The organism is Rhodococcus sp. 14C212, assembly GCF_011058195.1.
Taxonomy (GTDB): Bacteria; Actinomycetota; Actinomycetes; order Mycobacteriales; family Mycobacteriaceae; genus Rhodococcus; species Rhodococcus aetherivorans.
On the sequence record NZ_JAALEH010000007.1, the window covers coordinates 58,117 to 82,030 of the forward strand.

Annotated in this window: 20 protein-coding genes and 1 pseudogene; 10 read left to right on the plus strand and 11 right to left on the minus strand. The window is 64.0% G+C overall.

Features of this window, described 5'->3' with window-relative positions; genetic code table 11:
- Positions 1–210 precede the first annotated feature (210 nt).
- From G6038_RS05585 to G6038_RS05600, 4 genes are all read right to left on the minus strand, one after another.
- A complete protein-coding gene (locus G6038_RS05585; protein ID WP_165036400.1) occupies positions 211–663 on the minus strand; it encodes a hypothetical protein in 453 nt (150 codons plus the stop codon).
- Positions 664–1,132: 469 nt separating this feature from the next.
- Positions 1,133–2,257, minus strand: coding sequence for a 12-oxophytodienoate reductase (locus G6038_RS05590; protein WP_165036402.1), 1,125 nt, complete (start codon positions 2,255–2,257; stop codon positions 1,133–1,135).
- Between the two features lie 147 nt (positions 2,258–2,404).
- Complete coding sequence (locus tag G6038_RS05595) at positions 2,405–3,169, minus strand: NAD(P)-binding domain-containing protein (RefSeq protein WP_165036403.1); 765 nt, start codon at positions 3,167–3,169, stop codon at positions 2,405–2,407.
- A gap of 184 nt (positions 3,170–3,353) precedes the next feature.
- Positions 3,354–4,820 carry an aldehyde dehydrogenase gene (locus tag G6038_RS05600; RefSeq protein WP_165036404.1) on the minus strand — a complete coding sequence of 489 codons (1,467 nt, stop codon included), beginning with the start codon at positions 4,818–4,820 and terminating at the stop codon, positions 3,354–3,356.
- A 360-nt stretch (positions 4,821–5,180) separates the two neighbouring features.
- Here G6038_RS05600 and G6038_RS05605 point away from each other — a divergent pair.
- Both G6038_RS05605 and G6038_RS31150 read left to right on the plus strand, forming a co-directional pair.
- Positions 5,181–5,821 (plus strand): annotated as a pseudogene (locus G6038_RS05605) (protein kinase); the annotation flags it as partial.
- A gap of 57 nt (positions 5,822–5,878) precedes the next feature.
- Positions 5,879–6,076 (plus strand): helix-turn-helix transcriptional regulator, encoded by a 198-nt coding sequence (locus G6038_RS31150; protein WP_346772752.1) that lies wholly within the window; start codon positions 5,879–5,881, stop codon positions 6,074–6,076.
- A gap of 130 nt (positions 6,077–6,206) precedes the next feature.
- Here G6038_RS31150 and G6038_RS05610 read toward each other — a convergent pair whose 3' ends face one another.
- The 5 genes from G6038_RS05610 to G6038_RS05630 are packed head-to-tail and all read right to left on the minus strand — an operon-like array spanning position 6,207 to position 10,841.
- On the minus strand, positions 6,207–7,613 hold the full coding sequence (locus tag G6038_RS05610) for an MmgE/PrpD family protein (protein ID WP_165036405.1): 1,407 nt from the start codon (positions 7,611–7,613) through the stop codon (positions 6,207–6,209).
- A gap of 58 nt (positions 7,614–7,671) precedes the next feature.
- Positions 7,672–8,172, minus strand: coding sequence for a MaoC family dehydratase (locus tag G6038_RS05615; protein ID WP_165036407.1), 501 nt, complete (start codon positions 8,170–8,172; stop codon positions 7,672–7,674).
- Positions 8,165–9,406, minus strand: a complete 1,242-nt coding sequence (locus tag G6038_RS05620; protein WP_165036409.1) for a CoA transferase — start codon at positions 9,404–9,406, stop codon at positions 8,165–8,167. The genes G6038_RS05615 and G6038_RS05620 overlap by 8 nt, the downstream gene beginning before the upstream one ends.
- Positions 9,403–10,326 (minus strand): CoA ester lyase, encoded by a 924-nt coding sequence (locus G6038_RS05625; protein ID WP_165036411.1) that lies wholly within the window; start codon positions 10,324–10,326, stop codon positions 9,403–9,405. The genes G6038_RS05620 and G6038_RS05625 overlap by 4 nt, the downstream gene beginning before the upstream one ends.
- A gap of 8 nt (positions 10,327–10,334) precedes the next feature.
- The gene (locus tag G6038_RS05630) at positions 10,335–10,841 is read right to left on the minus strand and encodes a MaoC family dehydratase (protein ID WP_346772750.1); all 507 of its coding nucleotides are present in this window, start codon (positions 10,839–10,841) and stop codon (positions 10,335–10,337) included.
- Between the two features lie 336 nt (positions 10,842–11,177).
- Here G6038_RS05630 and G6038_RS05635 point away from each other — a divergent pair, with 336 nt between their 5' ends.
- Genes G6038_RS05635 through G6038_RS05655 form a run of 5 tightly spaced genes read left to right on the plus strand, consistent with a single transcriptional unit; the run spans position 11,178 to position 17,794 of the window.
- A complete protein-coding gene (locus G6038_RS05635; protein WP_165036415.1) occupies positions 11,178–12,374 on the plus strand; it encodes a thiolase family protein in 1,197 nt (398 codons plus the stop codon).
- 1 nt (position 12,375) lies between these two features.
- A complete protein-coding gene (locus G6038_RS05640; RefSeq protein WP_165036417.1) occupies positions 12,376–12,882 on the plus strand; it encodes a zinc ribbon domain-containing protein in 507 nt (168 codons plus the stop codon).
- Positions 12,882–14,975: a hydantoinase/oxoprolinase family protein gene (locus G6038_RS05645; RefSeq protein WP_165036419.1), complete on the plus strand. Its 2,094-nt coding sequence runs from the start codon at positions 12,882–12,884 to the stop codon at positions 14,973–14,975. The genes G6038_RS05640 and G6038_RS05645 overlap by 1 nt, the downstream gene beginning before the upstream one ends.
- Positions 14,965–17,049 carry a hydantoinase B/oxoprolinase family protein gene (locus tag G6038_RS05650; protein WP_165036421.1) on the plus strand — a complete coding sequence of 695 codons (2,085 nt, stop codon included), beginning with the start codon at positions 14,965–14,967 and terminating at the stop codon, positions 17,047–17,049. Before G6038_RS05645 ends, G6038_RS05650 begins: the two co-directional genes overlap by 11 nt.
- A gap of 1 nt (position 17,050) precedes the next feature.
- Entirely contained in the window at positions 17,051–17,794 is a 744-nt protein-coding gene (locus G6038_RS05655; protein ID WP_165036423.1) for an SDR family oxidoreductase, read from the plus strand.
- A gap of 205 nt (positions 17,795–17,999) precedes the next feature.
- Here G6038_RS05655 and G6038_RS05660 read toward each other — a convergent pair whose 3' ends face one another.
- Complete coding sequence (locus G6038_RS05660) at positions 18,000–19,022, minus strand: acyl-CoA dehydrogenase family protein (protein WP_165036425.1); 1,023 nt, start codon at positions 19,020–19,022, stop codon at positions 18,000–18,002.
- A gap of 6 nt (positions 19,023–19,028) precedes the next feature.
- Positions 19,029–20,246 carry an acyl-CoA dehydrogenase family protein gene (locus G6038_RS05665; RefSeq protein ID WP_165036427.1) on the minus strand — a complete coding sequence of 406 codons (1,218 nt, stop codon included), beginning with the start codon at positions 20,244–20,246 and terminating at the stop codon, positions 19,029–19,031.
- A 253-nt stretch (positions 20,247–20,499) separates the two neighbouring features.
- On the opposite strand from G6038_RS05665, the gene G6038_RS05670 reads away from it, so the two are divergent.
- Genes G6038_RS05670 through G6038_RS05680 form a run of 3 tightly spaced genes read left to right on the plus strand, consistent with a single transcriptional unit; the run spans position 20,500 to position 23,857 of the window.
- On the plus strand, positions 20,500–21,903 hold the full coding sequence (locus G6038_RS05670) for an aldehyde dehydrogenase family protein (RefSeq protein WP_346772751.1): 1,404 nt from the start codon (positions 20,500–20,502) through the stop codon (positions 21,901–21,903).
- A complete protein-coding gene (locus G6038_RS05675) occupies positions 21,900–23,057 on the plus strand; it encodes an acyl-CoA dehydrogenase family protein (RefSeq protein ID WP_100055294.1) in 1,158 nt (385 codons plus the stop codon). Before G6038_RS05670 ends, G6038_RS05675 begins: the two co-directional genes overlap by 4 nt.
- Positions 23,054–23,857: an amidohydrolase family protein gene (locus tag G6038_RS05680; protein ID WP_165036431.1), complete on the plus strand. Its 804-nt coding sequence runs from the start codon at positions 23,054–23,056 to the stop codon at positions 23,855–23,857. The genes G6038_RS05675 and G6038_RS05680 overlap by 4 nt, the downstream gene beginning before the upstream one ends.
- Positions 23,858–23,914 lie beyond the last annotated feature (57 nt).

The window sequence follows — 23,914 nt, forward strand, 5'->3', positions numbered from 1 at the left end:
ACGGCCGTTCGTGGCGAGTACAGCCGGCCGCAGTCCGTCCCGATCGGTGAGCGCAGCTGGGCACCCGGATGCAGACGTTCCTATCTGATGGTCAGCCGCACCCTCGACGGTCGGCCGGACAGATCGAGAAGATCTGTGATCTCGGTGGCCCAGGTGCCATTGCTGACCTGGCCGTCGCCGACGTAGGCCGCGGTCGACGCCTGGCCCGGGTCAGGTCGATCGCCTCGCGAGGGTGTCGATCCACCCACCCCCCGGATACCAGAGTCTGCCTTTGGTTAGGTAGTCGAGCAGAGCTTGGCGGTGGCAGGTGCCGTCGATACGCTCGACGATTTCCTTCTCGACCCGATACGAGGGACCGGACGGCAGAGGGATGAGCGCATCGGCAATGACGGTGACGTGATCGGCGGCGGTCTTCGAGCCGACGTTGCCAGGTGCAGCAGCCTCGAGACGCGTTCGCTGGTACGACCTGTCCGTGGTCGCCGCATGCGCACAGTGGGTGACATCCGTAGCCGAGTTCGAATCTTCGAGCGGTGGACTCCGTGTCGGGGTGGTGGTCAAGACGGCGTTGATGTCGAGGATCAACGGGTGTTGCTCGTCGATGGCGTATTCGGACGCGTCTGCCTCGGCGACGCTCCATGCGCGGGCCCGGCCGATCGCGGACAACGCCTGCTCGGTGGGGTACGGCGAGCGTGGTAACCAGGCGGGAGACGGTCGGGTCCCAGGCGACCTGTCCGAGGAGTTCTTCGGTGGGGGGAGTTTGTTGATCTCGGCGAGGCAGTCCCCGCTGATCGCGCGAGTGGCCGCCGGGTCGAGAAGGTTCTTGCCGGATCGTGGCGGGTCGGCGATTTCGGGTATGTGGCGGGTCCTGTGGACAACACTGCGGCCCGCCGGGTGTTCTCGCGCGGTGTGAGCAGCAGAATGGTGTCGACGTGCGACAGATCCCGGCTCCGCTGCCGTGAGAGCGCAAGCCTCATCCCTGTCGCCCGGTAGCGGGCGAATGCCGGTGCAGATGCTGACCGCCGCGTTGTCGGGCGGCAAGACCCGGTCCGATGCCATCATCGTTGCGCTGATCGCAAAAGTCTCCCGGCCGTCGGAGATCGTGACTCCGACGGCCAGGAGGCTTGGCGGATTCCTACTTCTTGAAATGGACGATTTCGTCGGTCTTGCCGGTGCGAGTCTTGTTCACCCACTCGGGATCAGCGAGTAGCGGGCGACCGAGTGCAAGGAGGTCGAACTCGTTGCGTTCAAATTTTTCCACCACCAAGCGCAGCTTTTCGTCTCGGCCCTGTTCGTCGGCGGGGTCATCCCCGACGAATGGATGGTCTACTGCTACCGACCCCACCATGATCGCTGGCAGACCCGTGAGCTTCTTGGCCCAACCGGACAGTCCCAGGTGCTGGTCGGAACTTGCCGACGGGAAAGCGGGTAACCAGTGCCGACGTGTCGACAGGTGGAACATGTCGACGCCGGCATCAGCAAGCGGGCACAGTATCTGTTCGAGTTCCGCGGGAGTCGACGCCACCGCTGCGTCGTACTGTCCCACTTTCCATTGCGAGAATCGATAAATGATCGGGAAGTCGGGACCAAGTGCTTCACGCACGGCAGAAACTGTTTCCACGGGGAACCTGACGCGGTTCCGGAGCGTGGCACCGTATTTGTCGTCGCGTCGATTCGTTCGTTCCCATATGAAGGTATCGAGGATCATTCCGTGTCCACCGTGGATTTCGATTCCGTCGAATCCGAGGTCCGACGCCAGCTTCGCTGACTCGACGTACGCGTCTTTGATCGCGTCCATTTCGGCGAGGGTGAGGGCTCGTCCGATGGGCTCACCGTTGACTCCGATACCGGAGGGGCCGACGGTGGGAACATCCGGTTCGAACTCCGGTTTGTCACCGCGCATGACACCCATATGCATCAGTTGACTGACGATCGCGGTATCTTCACCATGAACAGCTTCCACGACCGAACGCCACCCCGCTGCGCTGTCCTTGCCGTACATGTGCGGCATACTCGCGCTGCTGCCGGCGGCGGGGGCTCTCACCAGTGTTCCTTCGGTGATGATCATTCCGACCCCACCGGCTGCCCGTTTACGGTAATACTCCACATTGTCGACAGTCGGAATGCCCCCCGGGGAGTTTTCTCTCGTCATGGGAGCCATCACGAAGCGATTGCGCAGCTTCAGCGATGACACCGAGAAGTCGTTGTACAGAGGCTCCAGTGCGGGGCTGTGTACCAGGTGGGTGTTCTGCTCGCCCATGGGGTTCTCGAATCCATTCTTGTCGTTGAACTTCGATACATGTGGGATCGCCTGCAACTCCAGGAGACCGCTCGAATTCTAGTTTGTCAGTTGATACACCTGGAGACGCGACGTCCGGACTAGATTACCTTCATCGAATTCGCGCGATCATCCGCAGAGTTCGTCGTCGTCAGGCGCCAAATTATATATTCGCCGACCGAGAGAAAGAATATCTTCGTCGGTGTATCGATCTCGCGCTGCGAATACCCTCTCGGCAAGCAGATCGCGCTTCTTCGTTGCTGTTGTTCGGTTCGCTCTCTGCAATGCGAGTTCGACGTCTTTGGCGGATAGGTCGGTGCAGTAGGCGGGATTACCAGGCTCCTGTCGCCACGACTCGTCGAGTGAGCCGGCGTCGATCGCATCGAAACCGGTTGCCTCCACCAGTTCCATGGCGGTTTCCCTACTTGTGACGTCGTCGCCCGACACTGGTAAGGCAATTCGGGCGACTGCCCCTTTCGGTAGACCCTTGGTAGTGAGACTGCCTGCAAGGATGCTGTTCCACGCTTTGACTACCGGATGGCCGAGTTGCGTGCTGACCCAGTGGCTTTCAGTCTCGCTATCAGCGAGCCCCTCAGGGTTGCCATCGCGGAAGGGGAAATAGTTGGAGGTATCGATCACCACCACAGAATCGTCGATTTCGGTGAAGTGGTTCTTCAGGCGCGGTATGGCGTTGAAGGGGATGGAAACGATGACAACTTGCGATCGACGAACGACCTCACCCGCGGCTGCGGCCACTGCCCCGGCCGCAGCCGCGGTCTCTTCGGTCGTCTCCGGCCCGCGCGAATTCGCGATGAGGACCTTGTGACCGGTGGCGCTCAGTTTGCGTGCCAGAGTCGCCCCGATTTTGCCGGCTCCTACAATGCCGATCTGCATGCTGCTCCATTCTCAGTATTGTGGACGCACGCCTGAAATATGTAGCGCCCGTTAGGCTCGGTGATCGGTGCTCTGTCTCTGCGGGTGGTTCGCGGATGCGGGGCACGGGTTGCTTTTCCGGGCGCTGGGCCTGGAAGGACTCAGTCCCGTTCGGGAGTGGACCGCCGCTCACACGTCCTTGTGCTCATTTGGCCGGCGGTAGGTTTACCTGCTTCGTCTCGAGGAACTCGTGGATGCCTTCGATGCCGCCCTCGCGGCCGACTCCGGACATTTTGTACCCCCCGAAGGGTGCTGTGATGTTGGGACCGAACGAGTTGATCGCTACGGCACCGCTCTCCAGTCGGGGTGCGAGTGCGAGCGCCTTGTCGGTGTCGAGCGTGAATATGCCGTTGCTGAGCCCGAATTCGGTGTCGTTGACGGCGGCGATACCGGCCTCGAGATCGTCGTACGCTTCGACCGTGATGACCGGCCCAAATACCTCTTCACGGTTGATCTGCATGTCGGGGGTCGTTCCGGTCAACAGGGTCGGTTCGTACCAATAGCCTCGCTCGAACCTGGTGCCGGACGGTCTCTTGCCGCCGGTCAGGACGGTCGCGCCGTCATTCTTCGCGGTCGTGACGAACTCTTCGACTCGATCCCGTTGTGCGCGAGAGACAAGAGGGCCGACTCCGGTGCTTGGATCCGTTGGATCGCCGACGACCAAGTTGCGGAATGCGGTCGTCAGGGCAGCCATCCACTCTTCGCGCTTGGATTCCGGGACCAGAATGCGACTTTGGGTCGTACAAACCTGCCCGGCCTGCATAGTGCATCCGTACGCCAACATTGGTGCGAACTCCGCGGGATCGGCATCCTCGAGCACGAGCGCCGCCGACTTTCCTCCGAGTTCGAGAGTTACACGAGTCATGTGCTCGATGGCTGTCGCCATCACTTTCTGGCCCGCCCCGGTGCTTCCAGTGAACGATATGTTCTTGATGCCGGGTAGGGAGATGAGGAACTGGCCCAGTTCGCGACCCCCGGGAAGGAAGGAAACCGATCCGGCCGGCAGGCCGGCTTCGGCGATCGCTTCGGCAAGGATGAAAGATACCAACGGAGTCTCCGGAGACACCTTCACCACAACGGGACATCCTGCCATCAGCGCCGGAGCGATTTTCACCGCTGCCAAGACCAACGGAGCATTCCAGGGAACGATGGCTGCAACAGGGCCGACGGCCTCCCGACTGACGTAAACCGAGCCGGTAAGCGTGTCTCGGCGCGTCGGGCCTAGGTCGAGCTGTTCGGCAAGAAGCGCTGTATCGCGGAAGATCGCCGCTGCAGTTGCCGCGGTGAAGCCGGCGAAGGAGGACACGCCGCCCTGGTCGAGCGTGTAAATTGCTTCGAAGTCCGATGCTCGACGTTCGATTGCGTCGGCGATTGTGTTGAGAGTTTTCGCCCGTTCGCTGAGCTCGGTGGCTCGCCAGTGGCCTGCTTTATGCAGCTCGACTGCAGCGGCGACAGCACGCTCCACATCGTCCTCCCGCGCCAGTGGCACGCGACCGATTGATTCTTGAGTAGCTGGATTTTCTACTTCCAACCACTCGCGATCGGTGCTCACACTCCATTCGCCCGCAATGTAGAGCGCGTCACGGAAAGTAAGGCTATTGGTAGGGTTCACTCCGACTCCTGCGGACTAGAGCTGACGTTGCCTGCCGCAGCGAAGGCACGTCGCGTTGGGGCGCGGTTGTCTCCTCGCTCACCGCTGGCATGTGAGCTCGGCGACGCTTGTAACCGGGGTCGTTGCGTGGGTTGTCTAGGTGAGACTCCGGGCGGAGCTGTTGCCCCAGTCACAATAACTACATTGTTAGATGACCAGCAATGAATGTCAAGGCGTCGGATGGTGGTCTTCGGTTCGGGACAACCGGTGCACCGCGCGTACGTGCCAGGGATTGCCGTGAGTCGAAGCGTCCGCCGAAGGTGGCGGCCCGGCTACACGGTCGGCTTTGGGGTCCCACCCCGGGCCTCGTAACCGTCGTAGCAGGTCGTCACCCAGTTTCTGCGAATCACCACGCACACGATGCCCGACCTACGTGAGCACGGGATCCCCGAGGATGTGTCCGACACGATCGCCCGCGCGATGTCCCGCAAGCTCGGTCAGTGCGCGGCGACTGCCGCGGAATTCGGCGAACAGCTGCGAGCCCTGCAACGCGGACACGGCGTTCCGGTCGACGACATGGTGCTTCGTGCGGAACCTGGAGGGCAGAGGAGCGGGGAGCTGACGTCGCGTGGTGGGCGATTGTCGCCGCCGTCGTCCCCACTGGGTGCGGCGAGCAGTCTTCCCTGGACCTGACCAGCTTCGTCGGCCGCCACCACGAGCTCACCGAGGCGAGGGACATGCTGGCCACGTCGCGGCTGGTGACCTTGACCGGGACCGGCGGTGTAGGCAAGACGCGGCTGGCGGTGCGGGTCGCGGAGGCGGTGCAGCGCGACTACGCCGACGGGGTGCGTCTGGTCGAGCTCGGTGAGTTGCGCGACGAGGCGTCACTGGTCGACGCGGTCATTGCCGCAATGGGAGTGCGGGATCATGCGGCGAGGCCGGCACGTGAGGTGCTGACCGGGTTTCTCGCCCCGCGGCAGGTGCTGGTGGTCCTCGACAACTGCGAGCACGTGGTGGATGCGGCCGTCGCCTACGCCCTCCACGAGGAACCGCCGGCCACCTCCCTGCGCGACACCGATGTGCCGGCGTGCCTGACCAAGAGGGAACGCCAGGTCGCCGACCTCATCGGTGAGGGCCTGACCAACCAGGCCATCGCCCGTGGTTTGGTGATTTCACCTCGCACGGTACGAAGCCATGTGGAGCACATCCTGGCCAAACTCGGATTCACGTCCCGGGCGCAGGTCGCGACCTGGGTCGTGGAGCGGGCGCACACCTAGAAGGCAAGAATTGACCACCTTCACGCTGTGTCCGGCTGCCCTCAACGTGCGACTGAGCGGCGTACCGAGACTGTCGGCGCCGACGAGGCCGATTTTCGCTCCAGGCCCTCTGTCTGCGACGGTAACTCATTCATACGACGGGATTCTGATGATGATCAAGGGCCTGCATGGACAGAGCGCTGAACAAGGATTCGAGGCATTCAGCCGAGGAGAGCCCGGCGACCTCCCTGACGATGCGGTCAGCAGCATCCGTACCCATCACGGGGTCAACGAGCGAGTGGAACTTGGTCACGAGGGTGTCCCAGCGCCGCGCAAAGTGACTCGCGGGCGTAGGCCGATTGACGTCTACTTCCGCGACGTGCTCGGATCCATCGTCCAGAGTTACCCGCACGATGGAGGAGCGACTATCGCTGTCGGTGCGAGCGTCGACCTGCACCCGGTTGCGAAGAGCAACGGCCTGCGGGTCCATCAGCGACGCCGGCGAGAAGGCACGTTCGCTCAGGTCGCCCGTCGCGAATGCCATGGCCGTGGTGAACCGCAGGCTGAACTTTCCCTCGAGCGGCGTGGAGGGCTCGGCAATATTGCACACCTGAAGGTGCCCCGCGGGGACGAGTACGTTGACCGATTCGATGTGCTCTGGCTCCACCCCGGACTCGCGTAGAGACAGCGCGCCCTCGATTGCTGAGTGCGTCAAGTAGCACGCGGCGTGATACTTGAACAGGACCTCGGTGATGGCGAGTTCGGTCCAGGTCCAAACCTTCGAGGTGCCGTCGGCATCGGACTGTGTGTCGCGGAAGCCTTGGGTCGTGCCCAGGACGTCGGTGTGTGCAGTGACTCCGCGCGCAGCCAAAGTGGCAGCCCTCAGACCATTTTCGGCAGCTGCACCGACCTGTAGCGGCTTCGTCATTGTCCCGAACATCGACTTGAGGCCGGCCGCGCGTGACCCGGCGATGCCGAACGCGTGCGCCCACTGAGCTTCGTCGAGCCGTAGCGCGTGTGCGACGGCTGCCGCCGCGCCGAAGGTGCCGACTGTAGCCGTCGCGTGGAAGCCGCGTGCATAGTGCGACGGCTTCATCAGCTGGCCGATCAAGGCTTCGGTCTCGAAACCGGCTACGAACGCCGCGATGAAGTCTTTTCCCTTGATCGGAGTGCCCTCGGTGGCGGCCATGAGTGCCGGAAGCAGGGGAGCCGAGGGGTGGCCGTCCATCCGTGAAACGACATCATCGAAGTCGATGGCATGTGCTGCGGTGCCGTTGACCAACGCCGCCTGGGGGCGGGAGACCTGTTCGCCGGTGCCCCACAGCGAGGCGTGCGAGTTTCCGCCCTCGGCGAGCACATCGGTTCGCACGTGCGTGGTCACCGGTTCGTGGACGCCTGCGATCGCAACTCCGAGCGTGTCGAGTATGCAGTGCTTGGCACCGGTAACGACGTTCTGGGGGAGATTATCGAGGTGCCGGACCCGGGAAATGACCTCGCTGGTGAGCGTCTGCCGGGTCGATCCGATCGTAGCGGGCTGGTCGCTGCCGGGTCCGCTCATCATAAGCCTCTTGCCATCGTGGAGATCTTCTCTGTGCTCGGCTGATGGAATTTCAGCATCAACGTGTCACTCGTGAACTGCGCCGGCGGATGAGCGTCGACCGTTCGCCCTCGAAAACGATACGGCCGTCCTGCTTGCGGCCCCAATGCCGGAAGACCACGGTCCCGGGTGATACCTCGTCGTCACCGGGCGTGACCGAGACGACCTCGGTAAAAGCCTCGATGGTGTCGCCGTGGTGTACGGGTGCGCGAAAGCGTAACCGCGACCATCCGAGCTCGGCGGAGGCGTGCTCGGCGGTGTCCTGTGAAGCCAGGCCGTAGACCAGCGATGCGGTGGCAAGACCGAACACGAGGCGCTCGTCGCCCAGAGGAGAGCCTTTCAAGAAGTGGTCGTTGAAATGCGCCTGGGCTGTATTCATCACCTGCTTTGCCGGCCCACTGCCTTCGACCTCGCCTACGGTGGCTGCTCGCGAGTGTCGCATCTTCTGCCCAGGGTGGAAATCTTCGAACCAACCCCACGATCCGAGTAGCACGTCGTGGTTGTCATGGTGATCAGCCATCGGCGCTGTTCCCCTTTGCATTCGGTGAATCCGAGACAGAATCGTGGACCGTGGACCACTCGACGAGGACGGTGTCCGCGTCATCTTCGCCAAGTTTGGGGCCGCGTCCACGGACCCGGGCCGGGGTGGAGCTGAATTTGATCGGTGAGCCGGCGATGGTCACCGGTGCATCGGACCCGGGTTGTTCAACCTCGACAAGCATGTCGCGCAGACGGACGTGTTCGTCGTTGAAGATGTCGGCGGCGTCGTTCACAGGTCCGATCGGCACGCGGCCACCGAGTGAGTCGACAACGGCCGCCGTTGTTTGGTTGGCAAGCCAGGCGCCGAGTATTTTGCGAACCTCGACGATATTGGCCAGGCGTGCAGCGTTGTTGACGAATCGTGGGTCGTCGCTGAGGTCGGGGCGGTTCATGGTCTCGGCCAGAATGCGCCAGTGGTGGTCGCTCGGTGCAGCAACGGCGATCCACCCGTCGAGCGTTTGCATGATGTCGAACGGTGCCAGCAACGGATGACCGTTACCCATGGGGCGCGGGACAATTCCGAGGTACGAGTGCTGATACACGATGCGTTCGCACAGGGCGAGCACCGCGTCATACATTGCGACGTCGACGAATTGGCCCTCGCCGGTGTGTTCGGCGTGCCGAACGGCGGCGACCACACCCAAGGCGAGCAGTGTGCCGGGGAAGATGTCGCCGATGCCGGGTCCCGACTTCAGTGGGGTGCCGTCGAGCGGGCCGGTGATCCCGGCGAAACCGCCCATGGCCTGGGCGACGATGTCGAAAGCAGGCCACGTTTCGTAGGGGCTTTTGCCGGATCGGGCGTCGCCGAAGCCGCGAAGGGCGGCGTAGACCAGCCGGGGGTTTTCCTCGGCGAGGGATTCGTAGCCCAGACCCATGCGTTCCATGACGCCGGCGGAGAAGTTTTCCACGACGACGTCGGCCACGCGGACCAGTTCGCGGAATTTGGTGGATCCTTCGTTGCTTTTCAGATCCAGGACGATGCTGCGTTTGCCGCGGTTGACAGATTGGAAGTATCCGCCGAGTGCTTGGTCGGGGTCGTCACCGACGCGGTAGGGTCCGATGCTTCGGGTCCTGTCGCCGTTAGCAGGTTCTACCTTGATGACGTCGGCCCCGAGGTCGGTCAGCAGCATGGTGGTGAAGGGTCCGGCGAGCATGGCCGTGAGGTCGAGTACCTTGATACCGCTCAGGGGGCCATCGAGGGCGGTGGTTGTCATGCGACACCGCACTGGCGTGCGCGTTCCAGGACACCGTCGAAGATGCGTGCGGTGGCGGCATCGATCATCATGCCTTCGAACGCTGCGGCGCCGAGTCCGGCTTCCTCGGCCTCCTGCACTGCACGAACGGCCGCGGTGGCACGTTCGATTTCGACATCGGTCGGCGCGAATACCTTGTTCGCGATGGCGATCTGACTGGGGTGGATAGCCCACTTGCCCACGCTGCCCAGGGTTGCCGCCCAGGATGCCTCACGCTCGTAGCCGTCCGGGTTGGAGATCGCGCCGAAAGGTCCGTCGATGGCGTCGAGTCCATTGGCGCGCGCCGCGCCGATCATACGGTTGCGCGCGTAATGCCACACGTCTCCGGGGTATCCATAATTGCCTTCTGACGCGGCACCGATGTGCCCCAATCGAATTCCCTGGCTGGCCGAGAGGTCGCCGACGCCGAGGATCAATGCCTCCAGGCGTGGGGAGCAGGACGCGATGTCCTCGACGCAGGACAGGGCTTGGGTCTCTTCGATGAGCACTTCGAGTTTGATGCGGCCGACCTCGAGGTCGAGACTCGTCTCGAGTTGTGTCAGGAGATCGTCGACGAACCACACGTCGCGGGGACCGAACACCTTGGGGACGATCACGACGTCGAGATTGTGGCCTGCTTCGGACACGATCTCGATCAGGTCGCCGTGGCACCACTGGGTGCTGACGGGATTGATGCGGCACGCGCGGGTCTTGACCCCCCAGTCGAGGTTGTTCAGGCCCTCGATGATGTTGCGTCGGGCAGCGACCTTCTGTGACGCGACGACGGAGTCTTCGAGGTCGAGGAAGACCAGGTCCGCTTCGCTGGCTGCAGCTTTGGCGATCATCTTGGGGCTGTGACCCGGGGTCGAGAGCTCGCTACGTCGGAGTCGGTTGGTGGGCATGATTTTCCTTACGTAGTGCGTTGGCGATCGCGTGCGGCGACCAGATTGGTTCGGACGAATTCGACGACTGTTTCGCTGTGCTGGTTGGTTGCAGTGGTGTGCCAGGTGACGATGCCGACGCCGGGTTTGCTGGCCGAGGGACGCATCTCCAGGACTCGTGAGGTGGCCACGATGGTGTCGCCTGGGTAGGCCGGACGCACGAAGACGCAGTCGTCGATGCCGAGGAAGGGGCCACCACTTTCGCTCAGGTCTTCGACGGATAGCCCCACGGCGGTGCACAGCACCAGCATGGGGTTGAGCACGGTGTCCGGGTGGCCCTGCGAGCGAGCGTATTCGACGTTCAGATGCAGCGGCAGCCAGGCGCAGGTCGCGGTGGAAAATGACACATTGTCAGCTTCCGTCAGTGTCCGGCCCCAGTGGTGGGTCATCGTTTGGCCGAGCTCGAAGTCCTCGTATTTGTTGCCTTTCGGGACGAGAGGGAAGGAGTCGAGGTCGGGTTCACCGACCTCGCGCACGCCCTGTGATGTTCGTGGTCCGGCAGAGGCATCAGGTGCAGCTTCGTGCGGAGCTGGGGCCCGGACGGGGTTCGAGTTCATGTGTTACATGATGACGGCAATTCAAAGTTTGTCAACGAACAAGTTTTTTGCCAGTGGCGAAGGTGCAGCTCAAGTGGATTTTCTGGGCGTGTTAGCGGAGGGTTCCAGGCCTGCGGCTGCGTTCGGGGGCCAAATAATAGTTGGTTGATCACTTATTATACTGCTATGGTCCAGATCACCTTGGCGTAATGACGAGCGCCGCGAGGGGTGGATTGCGGGAGCGGCAACGGTCCTGCCAGAGAGGAGCTCCACGTCGTGAAACTGAATGCCTGTGTAGTGGGCTTGGGCACGAGTGACGTTATCGGCGCCCCAGGGCGCAGTCCCCTGCGGCTGCAATTCGAGTCGTTCCGCGCCGCTTTGCGTGATGCCAACCTGGACAAGAGCGACGTCAACGGGATGGTGACTGCATGGGGCGCCCCGAGGGGGGTGGACTATGACGAGTTCGCCGTCGCGGCCGGCCTCGATCTGAAATGGGTCACCCAACTGTGGACCCACGGTCGCTGGACAGCGACAACCGTGCAGCAGGCAGCCATGGCGGTCACTATGGGTCTGGCCGACATCGTCGCGGTCATCAACAGCTCCGTATCCGCCACGGGGTACGCCCGCGAGCTGGCTCCCATGAGCTCTCCACTCGGCGGAATGGACGAGGCGTTGCGCGACGGGGGAGGCCCCTATGCAAACTGGACTCTGCACGGTTCGCCGGGCGCCGGAGCCGGAGCCGCGCTTGCTACGCAGCAATATATGGACCGCTATGGTGCCACCGCAGAAGATCTTGCCGTGATCCCGGTGACCCTGCGTCAGTTCGCCCACCAGAATCCGATGGCGGTGCTGCGCGACGAGAAGCTCACCGTCGAGCAATACCTGGATCAGCCCGAGTTGCTCGGACCCCTTCGGGAAGCAGACATCTGCCAGATGGTGGACAGCTCGACCTGCCTGCTCGTGACGACCGAAGAACGCGCTGCCGACCTGGGCAGGCCGATCGTACGCATCGCAGGGATGCAGGGTATCCCGTCCACCCGTGACAGCTATACCTTCTTCTCTCGTCCGGGAATGGGAGCGGGAGTGAGCCCGAGCTACGACTACGTGGCTCCGAAGACGTTCCCCGTTCTCGACATGGCCGGCATCACCCGGGATGACCTGGACGGCTTCTATACCTACGACCCCTTCTCGCATCAGATCTGGATGGCGCTGGAGCGGTGGGGGTTTTGCGCTGCCGGCGAAGCCGCCGCCTACTGCCGCGAGAAGGGCATCGGCCTGGACTCCCCCCTTCCGATGAACACCTCTGGCGGAAGCCTGGCCGAAGGTCACCTGTACGGCTACGGGCACATGCTCGAAATGGTCCGGCAGCTGCGGGGAGAAGCAGGGACACGTCAGATCGCGGGCGCGAAATCGTTGCAGTGGGGCACCCCATGGGGTGACTCCCTGGTCTTTACGAACGAGAAGGTGAATTGACATGACACCGAACGACAGGGGCGATTCTGCGGTCAGGTTGCAGAGAATCGACGCTGCACCGGGCCCGGGACAGCACGTGCACCCGGACGTCGCCGGCTTCTGGGAGTCGCTGAATGACGGATATCTGTCACTGCAACGGTGTGGTAACTGCCAGACCATCCGGTTTCCCCTCTCGACCAACTGCCCACACTGTCTGAGCGACGAGTACAAGTGGGAACCCATCGACCCGCACGGCACGGTGAACGTTGCAATCCGTGTTCACGAGGCCGTGACGAATCTTCCTGCCAGTGGTGCCAGTCTGCCCAAACCTTGGTACAGCATGGCGCCCTATCTGACAGGTGCAGTCGACATGGACGCCGGGGTCCGACTTCCCGGCCGGATCCTGTGCACCTGCAATCAAGGATCGACGCCGGGCACACCGGTGCGAGCGATATTGCTCGACACCATGGACGGGGCCACGGTCTACGGATTTGCGCACGGTTGTATTGAAAGCGACAAGGAGATTTGATGAGTGTCAACGAGATGTCGACGTCGGCATCACAGGGATTCTCGATCGGCATCGACGTTGGCGGGACGTTCACGGACCTCGCCTGCGGCGACGGTGTGTCGTTGTGGCGCGCCAAATCCCCGACGGACCCGCAGAATTTCGGTCGTGGAGTGCTGGGCGCGTGCCGACTCGTGGCCGAGCAGATCGGCATGGATCTGGGCACCTTCCTCAACAAGGTCGATCGGTTCGGGTTGGGAACCACGGCGGTGACCAATGCGCTCGTGGAGAAGCAGGGCGTCAAGGCCGGGCTTCTCACCACCGCGGGATTCGAGGACACCATCGCCATGGCACGGTCCCGCCGTGTCTCGAGTGAGGGTTACCTGATCCCGCCGTGGAGCCCCATCGAACGTTCGGGTGTCGTCGGCATTCGGGAGCGCGTGGATCGCAACGGAAAGGTGCTGCAGCACGTCGATCTCGACGAGGTTCGTGCAGCCGTCGACGAGCTCATCGAAAAGCATCGGATCGAAGCGCTCGCGGTGTCGTTCCTGTGGTCGTTCAAGAACTCGGAGAACGAGGCCTCGGTGGTCGAGTTCCTGCGTGAGGAATTTCCCGGCATCCCGGTCTTCAGCGGCGTCGAACTGCACCCGAGTATCCGTGAGTACGAGCGAACTCTGGTCGCTGCGGTCAACGCTGTCATGTGCAAGGCTCTCGACGGAATCGAGGCGCTCGCCCAGGAACTGGCCGACAGTGGTCTGCGTGTTCCGCTCCTTCTGTTGCAGACCAGTGGTGGGACCGTCACTCTCGCCGAGGCACGCCGCTCCCCCGTCATCCTGGTTGCCTCCGGACCTGCGGCCGGGGTCATGGCAGCGGCGGAAGTATGTGCCGACGAAGGCATCACCGACGCCATCTGCGGCGATATGGGGGGAACGAGCTTCGACCTTGCGGTCATCGCCGGGGCGCTTCCGCAGCGTTCCGAGCGCGGAGAGCTGCACGGGATGATTCTTGCTCAACCCAGAATCGACACCTTGTCGATCGGCTCGGGGGGAGGGTCCATTGCGTGGGTCGACGGACGCGGATTGCTGCGGGTCGGACCACGCTCTGCGCGGGCATGGCCGGGGCCGGCCTGCTACGGCAACGGTGGACAGGACGCCACCATCACAGACGCACTCGTGGTGCTCGGGTACATCGATCCGAGCAGCTTCGTCGGTGGCACGATGACCCTCGATCGCGACGCTGCCCTGAAAGTATGTGGGGCACTCGGTGAATCTCTCGGTCTGTCTGCAGAGGCGACGGCGTGGGGCATCCGTGAGATCGCGCTCGCGGAGATGACCAAGGCGACTCGTCTGCATGCGGGTGCAAGTGGTCTCGACCCGCGTACCCTCACGCTCATCTCCTACGGCGGCAGCGGGGGACTCTTCACGGCCAGCATCGCCGCGGCAACGAACATTCCTCGGGTGATCGTGCCTCCGGCGGCCTCGGTCCTCTCGGCATTCGGCGCTGCGTCCGCTGATGTGCGACGGCAACGGATCAAGTCGGCGGACGTGCTGCTCGACCGGGCGGATGCGGAGGAGATCGGCGCCGAACTCGACAAACTCGGCCGTGCTGTCGCCAAGGATGTCGGTGACGATGGTGTCCCCGAGCAGGATTGCGTCGTGACCTACGACGTCGGCATTCGCTTCTTCCGGCAGACCTCCGAAGTATCGGTTCCGCTCGAAACCCCAGTGTTCGACCGGGACGCCGTCCGCGCGGCATTCCTCGAGAAGTACGCCGCGCGTTACGGAGCCGGTGCAATCGGCAGGAACGCCCAACTGGAGGTGACGTTCCTGCGGGCCGTCGCTACCGGACGACTGCCGCGAGCAACATTCCCGGTGGACGGTACGAAGCGAACCGGTGGATCCGTGGAGCCGACTTCCTACCGCACGGTCTTCCTCGACCGTGACGGCAGTGAGCAGGTTCCCTGCTACCGAACCCCGGACCTGATCCCCGGAGACCGCATCGACGGGCCGGCCCTTGCCGACGATGTCGACACCACTGTCTTCGTACCTCGCGGCGCCACTCTCGTGGTCGGTGAGCGACGCTCTCTTCGATTGGACGTGAATTCCGATGCAGCTTGACAACATTGCGGTTGAGGTCCTGCGCCACCAGCTCGAGGCGTTCTGCGGCGAAGGCGCCGCGACGATCAAACGCACCGCAGTGAGCCCACTGGTGGTCGAAGGGGGTGACTATTCGTGTACCCTGCTCGACGCCCGCGGACGGCTGGTGACCGGTGGTGGCCACATCGCGTACCACTTCTATGCGGCCACCAACGCCATCGCCGGTGTGTTCACCGAACACGGCGACAATATCCAGGACGGGGATGTCTTCCTGGCCAACGACCCTCACCGTGGCGGCGGACTCCACGCCCAGGACGTGTTCATCATGAAGCCGGTGTTCGCAGAAGAGCGACTGGTTGCCTGGATGGCGAACTCGTCGCACCTGGTGGACGTCGGCGGCATGGTTCCCGGCTCGTTCGCGCCGAACGCCACCGATTGCTTCCAGGAAGCCATTCGGCTTCCCGCGGTCAAGGTCACCGCAGCGGGCGTGGAACAACGAGACACCTGGAACATCCTTCTCAACAATGTCCGCATGCCCCATCTCGTGGAGATGGACATTCGGGGACTGATGGCCGGCGTCGATGTGGGAGCCGCGAAGGTGAAGGAGTTGGCCGAGCGTATCGGTGCCGACGCCCTCCAGAACGGCTTCGACGAGCTCAACCGCCGTACCGAAGAGGCCGTACGACGGGAGATCGCGCTCATCGAAGACGGCGTCTACCGGTCGACCAGTTGGACGGAGTGGAACGAGGAGAAGTTCCGTATCCCCTGCACCACCACTGTCGACGGTGAGTCCATCCGATTCGATTTCACCGGCACAGCGCCTCAGACCACACACTTCTTCAACTCGAAGGAGTACATCATCAAGGGCAAGATCGGCGTCGAACTCCAGCGCCTGATCGGACAGGAACTTCCGCTCAACCAGGGGTACTACGACGCGATCAGCGTCCACTGCCCCGTGGGCAGCATGCTCAACTGCACCCATCCGGCGCCGGTGGGGGCCGCGCACCTCGCGGCGTCGCACGACGCCAGTGAGGCGGCGATGCGTACCTTCCATCAGGCCGTCGCCGCATCACCGGACAGCCCGAGCCGACCGTATTTGTCCAGTTCGCAGACGATGTCGGCGAATGCCGTCGTCACGTTCTCCGGCAAGGGACTCACGGGCGCCACCGATTCGTGGATCATGATCGACGGCACTGCCGTCGGGTCGCCGGCGGGCAACGACCGGGACGGTACCGACTTCAACTTCTATCTGGTGGGTAAGCAGGCTGCCATCCAGACCAACGATGTCGAGGTCACCGAGTCCTGGTATCCGCTGCGGTTCGAGTACCGGCGTCGCTCCTGTGATGCATCCGGTGCCGGCCGATACCGCGGCGGCCGGGGCGTGGATTTCGCATTCACTGTCGACGGTTCTCCGGACCTGACCGGGGCCAGCATCGGTGGGCACGGACTGATCCCCATGCCGGGCAGTGCCGGTGGGTCGCCCGGCCGCCCCGCCTCGATCGAACTGATCGATCCGGAGTCCGGCGCCACCCCCATCGGGACGCTCACGCAGGGATTCCACTTGCCGGAAGGACACAGCTACGCCGTCAAGGCCGCCGGCGGCGGTGGTTGGGGAGATCCCCTGGACCGTGACGTTTCCGCTGTCCTGGCGGATGTCGAGGCCGGACTGATCACCGCACGACAAGCGAGCGACGTCTACGGCGTCGATGTCTCGGACGGCACCACCACCCACCGTGCCGAGATCCTCCGACAGCGCCTGGCCGCAGCCCTCCCTCCCGTGACCGCGCCGTCCCAACGATGTGTCGACGGGCTCGAGGCGTATCCGGCCCTGCCGATCGCGCCGGGCGTCGAGCAGCGTGGCGGTTTCGCTGTCAGCATTCGGTCGGGTGCGATCCTCGCCCAGGCTCCGACGCACTGGAGCGATGGATGTCCGGTCCTGGTGGAGACGGTGAACGAAGGCGTCGAGACACGGAAGTACCTCGATCCCGAGACCGGGCACATCCTCCACACCGAGGTCGCGACGACCGAGGAGCCGAGGAGCTTCGAATCCAGCCCGGCGCGCTGGCTCGAGTGGGCCGACGGACAGGAGAGCTGAGATGGACAAGAGGGTCATCGTCGTCGGTGGCGCCAGTGGGGTGGGCGCGGCATGCGTGCGCTCCCTGGCACAGGCCGGCGCGTCGGTGGTCTCACTCGACCGAGCGGAGGAGATGGGCCGTGAGGTAGCCGAGCGGGCCGGCCAGCGCTTCCTGCTGTGCGACGTCACCGACCGCGACCAGGTCTTCGGTGCCGTCGAGCAGGCGGCCACCGATCTGGGCGGCCTCGATGCGTTGGTGCACGTGGCAGGAATTCTGGTGCAGGGCCCGGCCGAGGACGTCACGGACGACGACTGGGCGCGCGCTATGGACGTCAACGGGCGTGGCCCGATGCTGACGAACCAGGCGGCCCTGCCGTATCTCAAGCAGGGGGAGCGAAGCAGCATCACGAATTTCGCCTCGTCGGCGGCCTTGACCGCCTATCCGAACGGTGCGGTCTACGCGGCGTCGAAGGGCGCGGTGACGGCATGGACCCGAACCATCGCGGTCGAGTGGGCCAAGTTCGGCGTCCGTGCGAACGTGGTTCACCCGTCCGCCTCGACGTCGATGCTCGAGCAGCATCTCAGCAAGATGACGGATGAAGAGAAGGCTGCGTACGCCGAGATGATGCGACAGAAGGTGCCGCTGGGTGGAGAGTTCGGAGACCCGGATCGCGACATCGCACCGGTCATCACGTTCCTGGTCGGCGACGGCGCACGGTTCATGACCGGACAGAACATCGCCGTGAACGGCGGTTATTACATCTGACGGTCGAGTCGGCAGAGGCAAGGGCGGTGGCACCCGGGTGCCACCGCCCTTGTTCGTTCGAGACCGCGTGCTCGATGGGCGGGTGTGGCGCGTGCTTGCATGGAAAAGGGACCTGACCCGGTCCGTAGAACAATGTCTCGGACCGGGACAGGTCCCGATGTCGATCCGGCTCGTGCCGTTCGGCGATTCCGATCGTGCCCGTCGATCAGACGGGTACGATTTCGGCCATTTCGCTTGCAGAGTGCGTGGCCGCGAGGCTGCGCAGGGCTACCTCGGCGAAATGCTCGCTCTCGTCTCCCAGCAGCAGACGGTCGACCTTGGCCCGCCGCCAGTACAGGTGTGCGTCGTGTTCCCAGGTGAATCCGACGGCCCCGAGTACATGGATGAGCGTCTCGCATGCAGTCTGGAATGTGCCGGCGGAGTATGCCTTCGCCGCCGAAGCCGCGATCGGAAGTTGGTCCGGCGCGTTGTCGGCTGCCCAGGCGGCCCACCACACGAGGGAGCGCAGTTGATCGACGGCGACCCAATCATCCACCAGCCGATGCTTGACCGCCTGGAATCCGCCGATCCCCCGGCCGAAGGCCTTGCGCACCTTGGCATGCTCGATGCCTAGTTCGACGACGCGTTCGGCGCCGCCGAGACCCTCGGCGGCGAGAACGACGCAGGCCACCTGCTTGGCTCTTTCCCAACGGCTGCGGGCGCCCTGGTGAACGGTCTCGAACGACGTCAGTTCGACGTAGCCGAGTCCACGCGTGGCGTCGATGTGCTCACCGGGGGTCACTCGTCCTTCTCCCAGGACGAGATCCTCTCCGTGGAGGGCGAGGAAATGGGTGGCTCCGATGACATCCATGGAGGGAGCCTGACGGCTGGGGGAGCCGTCGAGAACTGCGACGGACATGGTGCCCGCGCTGATGGCGCGCAGACGTTCGGTGTCCCCTTCGAGGAGGACAGCGGCCCGCGCGGCGGAGGCGAGAGACGGGCCGGCCAGTTGACGGCCTGCCTGCTCGGCAACCAACGCAAGGTCGAGCAGCGCCGCGCCGATGCCTCCGGCTTCTTCGGGAATCGTCAGTGACGAAAATCCCAATTCTGCCAGCAACTTCCGGCCCGGTGCGATCTCGCAGCTCCCGTCGAGAAGTGCCCGTGCGCGCTCCGGTCCGGCGTGCTCGGTGAAGAACTCGCGCGAGTGTTCGGCGAAGCTTCGCTGTTCTTCGCTGATATCGAAATCCATCGTTCGTTACCTACTCTCGGCTTGCTTGCTCGGTGTGGCGGGACTGCGGTCCGGTGCGAGTCCCAGTACGCGTTCACCGAGAATGTTTCGGAGAATCTCGTCGGCGCCGCCGGCAAGGGCGATGCCCGGGGTGGAGGCCTGAGACGTAGCCCAGCGCCAGTCGCCTTCACTCGAGCGTGCCAGCACGGCTTCGTCGCCGAGCAACCGCTGGCCGAGATCGGCGGTCGCATGGGCTACACGGACGGCGGTCAGCTTCCCGGCGCTGGCTTCGGGCCCCGGCCGACCACCCTTTTCCAGGCTCGTCTGGAGTCGGTAGCCGGTGTAGCGTGCAGCCAGGGATTCCACCAGCACCCTGCCCAGTGACTGGACGGCCAGAACGCGGCGATCCTCGTCGAGGTGGGGGAGCCGTTCCGCCGCGTGTGCCACGAGGGCATCGCTCCGGATTCCGATCTCGCCGCCGCCTCCGCCCACGGCCATCCGCTCGTTCATCAGGGTGGTGAGCGCGACGCGCCATCCGTCGTCGACGTCGCCGAGACGCTCGGAGTCGTCGATCACGACGTCGTCCAGGAACACCTCGTTGAAGCTCTGGTGACCGTTCATCTGTCGTAGCGGGCGGACGGTGACCCCGGGCGCGTGCATGTCGAGGACGAACATGGTCAGCCCCCGGTGTCTGGGCGCGTCCGGGTTGGTGCGGCAGAGCAGGATGCCGTAGCGGGAATGCTGGGCGAGCGTGGTCCATACCTTCTGTCCCTGGATGTGCCAGCCGTCGTCCTGAAGCACCGCTTTCGTTCGCAGTGCTGCCAGATCGCTACCGCTTCCTGGTTCGCTGAAGAGCTGGCACCACAGATCGTCGGCCCGCAGCAGCCGGCGAATATAGCGTTGCTTCTGGTCCTCGCTGCCGTGGCGCAACACCGTGGGGCCACACATACCCAGCCCGACGTGTCCGATCGGGCCGGCGATCCGCGCGCGATGCAACTCCTCGTTGACCACGGCCTGCTGCGCGTTCGTACCGCCTCCGCCGCCGTATTCCGACGGCCATGTCAGACCGATGAGGCCGCCGTCGAACAGGACGGCCTGCGTTCGCCGAAGCGCCTCGACCCTGTCTGTGCCGGGCTCCTCGAGGTATGCGCCGTCGCCGTGGGCGAGTTCGTGGTCGTGTTCGGTGAGGAATGTGCGTACCGAAGCGCGTAAGCGGGCTTGGTCAGGGGTGTCGTCGAAGTCCATGAAGTGTCTCTCTGATGCGTAGCGCAGCCGACGAGAGCGGCTCACGCGCGGTACGGCAATCGTGACCCGAGGGGTGGGTGTCGGGCCTCGCCGGGATGTGCAGGGGAATGAATTCGGTTGACTGTAAACAGTCATAGCGCACTCGGGCGGCGAAGTGAAGAACAATCTTTGTTGGTTGACAAATTAAAACTTTCCGTCATGCTGAGTGCATGAGCAGCGGACGGTCGGCGTCGACCGAGCAGGAGGTGATCTCGTGAAGAAGTACGGCCACTGGATCGGCGGTGCCGAACGCATCCCCGAGAGCGACGAACGGATCTCGTCGACGTCACCGTGGACGGGTTCGACCGTCGCCGAGATCACGGCCGGGGACCGGTCCGACGTCGAGGCGGCCGTCGAATCGGCCACGGCGGCGTTCGAAGCCTGGAAGACCCTCAAGTCGAGTGTGCGCGGACGATTCATGGCCGCCGTCGCCGACGGTCTGCGCGCCGAGCGAGACCTGCTTGCCCAACTCGAAGGCGAGGAGGCCGGCAAGCCGGCTGCGCAAGCACTACGGGAGATCGAGGCAGCCGCCAGCTATTTCGATTTCTATGCCGGGCTGGCCAACATCCCCTCGGGCGAAGTGATCGACCTCGGCCCGGACAGGCACGGATACTCCACCTACGAGCCCTACGGCGTCATCGGCGTCATCACCCCGTGGAATGCGCCGCTCAATCAGGCCGCCCGGGCAGTGGCGCCCGCTCTGTTGGCCGGTAATGTGGCGGTGGTCAAACCCTCGGAGTTCACCTCTGCGACCACACTCGAGCTCGCGCGTATCGCAACGACGGTAGGTCTTCCGGACGGCGTGCTCAACGTCGTGACAGGTACCGGCCAGGGAGCCGGACAGCCACTGGTCGAGCATCCTGACGTGCGCAAGGTGGCCTTCACGGGTTCACTGCGGGCGGGTCGCGAGATCGGGCGTATCGCCGCAGACCGCGTACTGCCCCTGACCCTCGAACTGGGTGGCAAGTCCGCCAACATCGTCTTCGCCGACGCGAACCTGCCGGAAGCTGCGGCAGGTGCGGTGCGTGCCTTCACGGCGAACGCCGGCCAGATCTGCAGTGCGGGGACCCGACTGCTCGTGGCCGAGGAAATCCACGACGAATTCGTCACGCTGCTGCTCGAGGAAGTGAGAAAGGTACAGCCGGGGAAGTCCTACGGCCACATGACCACGCAGGACCAGTTCGAGAAGGTGCAGTCGTACTTCGAGGTCGCCCGCAAGGACGGTGCGACCCTTGCGGCCGGTGGCTCTCCGGCGGGTGACGGGTGGCTCGTCGAGCCGACCGTCTACACCGACGTAACGAACACCATGACGATTGCGCGCGAGGAAGTCTTCGGACCGGTACTCGCGGTTCTTCGGTTCGGTTCGGAGGACGAAGCCGTTGCGATCGCGAACGATTCCGACTTCGGACTCGCCGCGGGTGTCTGGACCGGTGATGTCGGGCGGGCCCACCGCGTTGCATCTCGCCTCGAAGCCGGCCAAGTCTATGTCAACGACTGGATGGCGGGTTTGGTCGAGGGTCCGTTCGGCGGCGTCAAGAACAGCGGATACGGAAGAGAGAAGGGTATGGAGGCATTGCGCCACTACACGCAGACCAGGTTCGTGGTGGTGAAGCTGTGAGCACACAGTTCCATCCCCTCGAGGCGGACTATCTCGCCCTGCAGAAGCGCGCCCGCGCCCTCGCCGACGACGCTCTCCCGCACGCCGACCGCGCCGACGAGAGTGACTCGGTCGATCCCGAGATTCTCCGGCTTCTGAAGGAGAGCGGCCTCGCGGCCGTGCAAGTGCCGGCTGCATACGGGGGACATTTCGACAACCCCGACTCACTCGCCGTGACGATCGTGCGTGAACAGCTCGCCGCGTCCTCGAGTCACCTGGATTCGCTCTTCGCGATGCAAGGTATCGGAAGTTATGCGATCTCCGTGGGCGGCTCCGACGAGATGAAGGAACGTTGGCTCCCTCGCGTTGCCGATATGGACGCCATTGCCGCTCTGGCACTGACCGAACCCGAGGTGGGATCGGACCTCAAGGCGCTGAGCACCACGATCACGGCCGACGGTGACACGCTCGTCGTCAACGGCGCCAAGAGCTTCATCACCAACGCGGGCGACGCCAGCTACTACTGCGTTCTCGGCAAGGAGGATGTCGCAGGCGGAGGAGTGGGGTACTCCCTCGTGCTGGTACCCGCGGAGACCCCGGGCGTCACGACGAGCCGACCCCATCAGATCATCGCTCCTCACGTACTGGGCGACATCGTGTTCGACAACGTCCGCGTGCCGATCTCGCACCGGCTCGGCGCTCCCGGCAAGGGTTTCGCCCTCGTGCTCGCCACGCTCGCCACGTTCCGCGTGTCGGTAGCCGGTGCAGCCATCGGTACGGCTCAGGCAGCACTCGACGATGCGCTCGGCCACACCACCACCCGTGAGCAGTTCGGCACACCGCTGGCACGTCTCGGCCCGGTACCACAGATGCTGGCGATGTCGTGGACCGAGATCGAGATGGCGCGCACCTTCACCTATCAGGTGGCTCGCGCCGCAGCTTCCGACCCGACCGGCAGTCTCCACCTGTCGTCGATGGCCAAGATCGGTGCGACGGAAGTCGCCGGCCGTGCCGTCGATCGCAGTGTCCAGGTCATGGGCCGATTCGGTCTGGTCCGCGGTTCCCGGATCGAGCGTCTCTACCGGGCGGCACGTCCGATGCGTGTCTACGAAGGTGCAACAGAGGTTCTGCTCGATTCACTGTCGAAAAAGCTCATCAAGGAGTACTCCCAGTGATCATCGATGCTCATTGCCACGTATGGCCCGACGAGATCGCCCGCAAGGTGCTCGCTGACCGTCCTGTCGGCTTGGATCCGGTCCACGACGGCACGCTCGACGGGTTGCGCCGCACGATGGATGCCGCCGGTATCGACCTGGCGATGACCCTCGCCGTTGCCAATGTCGGCAAGAACGTCTGGCGCACCAACCAGTTCATCGGCAAGGTAGACCGCTCACGCTTCATCCCGTTCGGTACCGTCCATCCCGACCTGTCCGTCGACGAAAACCTGCGAGCTCTGTGGGACAACGGCGTCGTCGGGGTCAAACTGCATCCGCTCTTCCAATCGGTCGCCTTCGCCGACGTCCGCACACGTGAAATTCTCATCGCCCTGGCGGAGAACGACATCCCGGTGATCGCGCACGTGGGTTCCGGTGGGGACGCACACCAGAACGAACGCGGCGCACCGAAGCACTTCCACGCCATGCTGGCCGAGGTCGAAGGTCTGCGTCTCGTCGCCGCCCACTACGGCGGCTACCAGGTCCTCGACGAAGCCGAGCAATGGTCGGTCGGAACGGACGTCCACCTCGAGACATCGTGGCCGCCGAGCATGGGGACGCTACCCCAGGAACGAATCCGGAACATCATCCGACGCCACGGTGCCGACCGCGTCGTCTACGGATCGGACTGGCCGATGACCGATCCCGCAACCGAGATCGCCGCCATCAAGGCACTCGGCCTCACCGCGGAGGAAGAGCGCGGAATCCTGGGCGGAAATCTTGCCCGACTTCTCCGGATCGATCCGGCGGCAACCGTATAGATCCACCGGGTTCGTCATCTCGCTCTTCTCGAGCGAGATCACTCCGTCGACCGAATT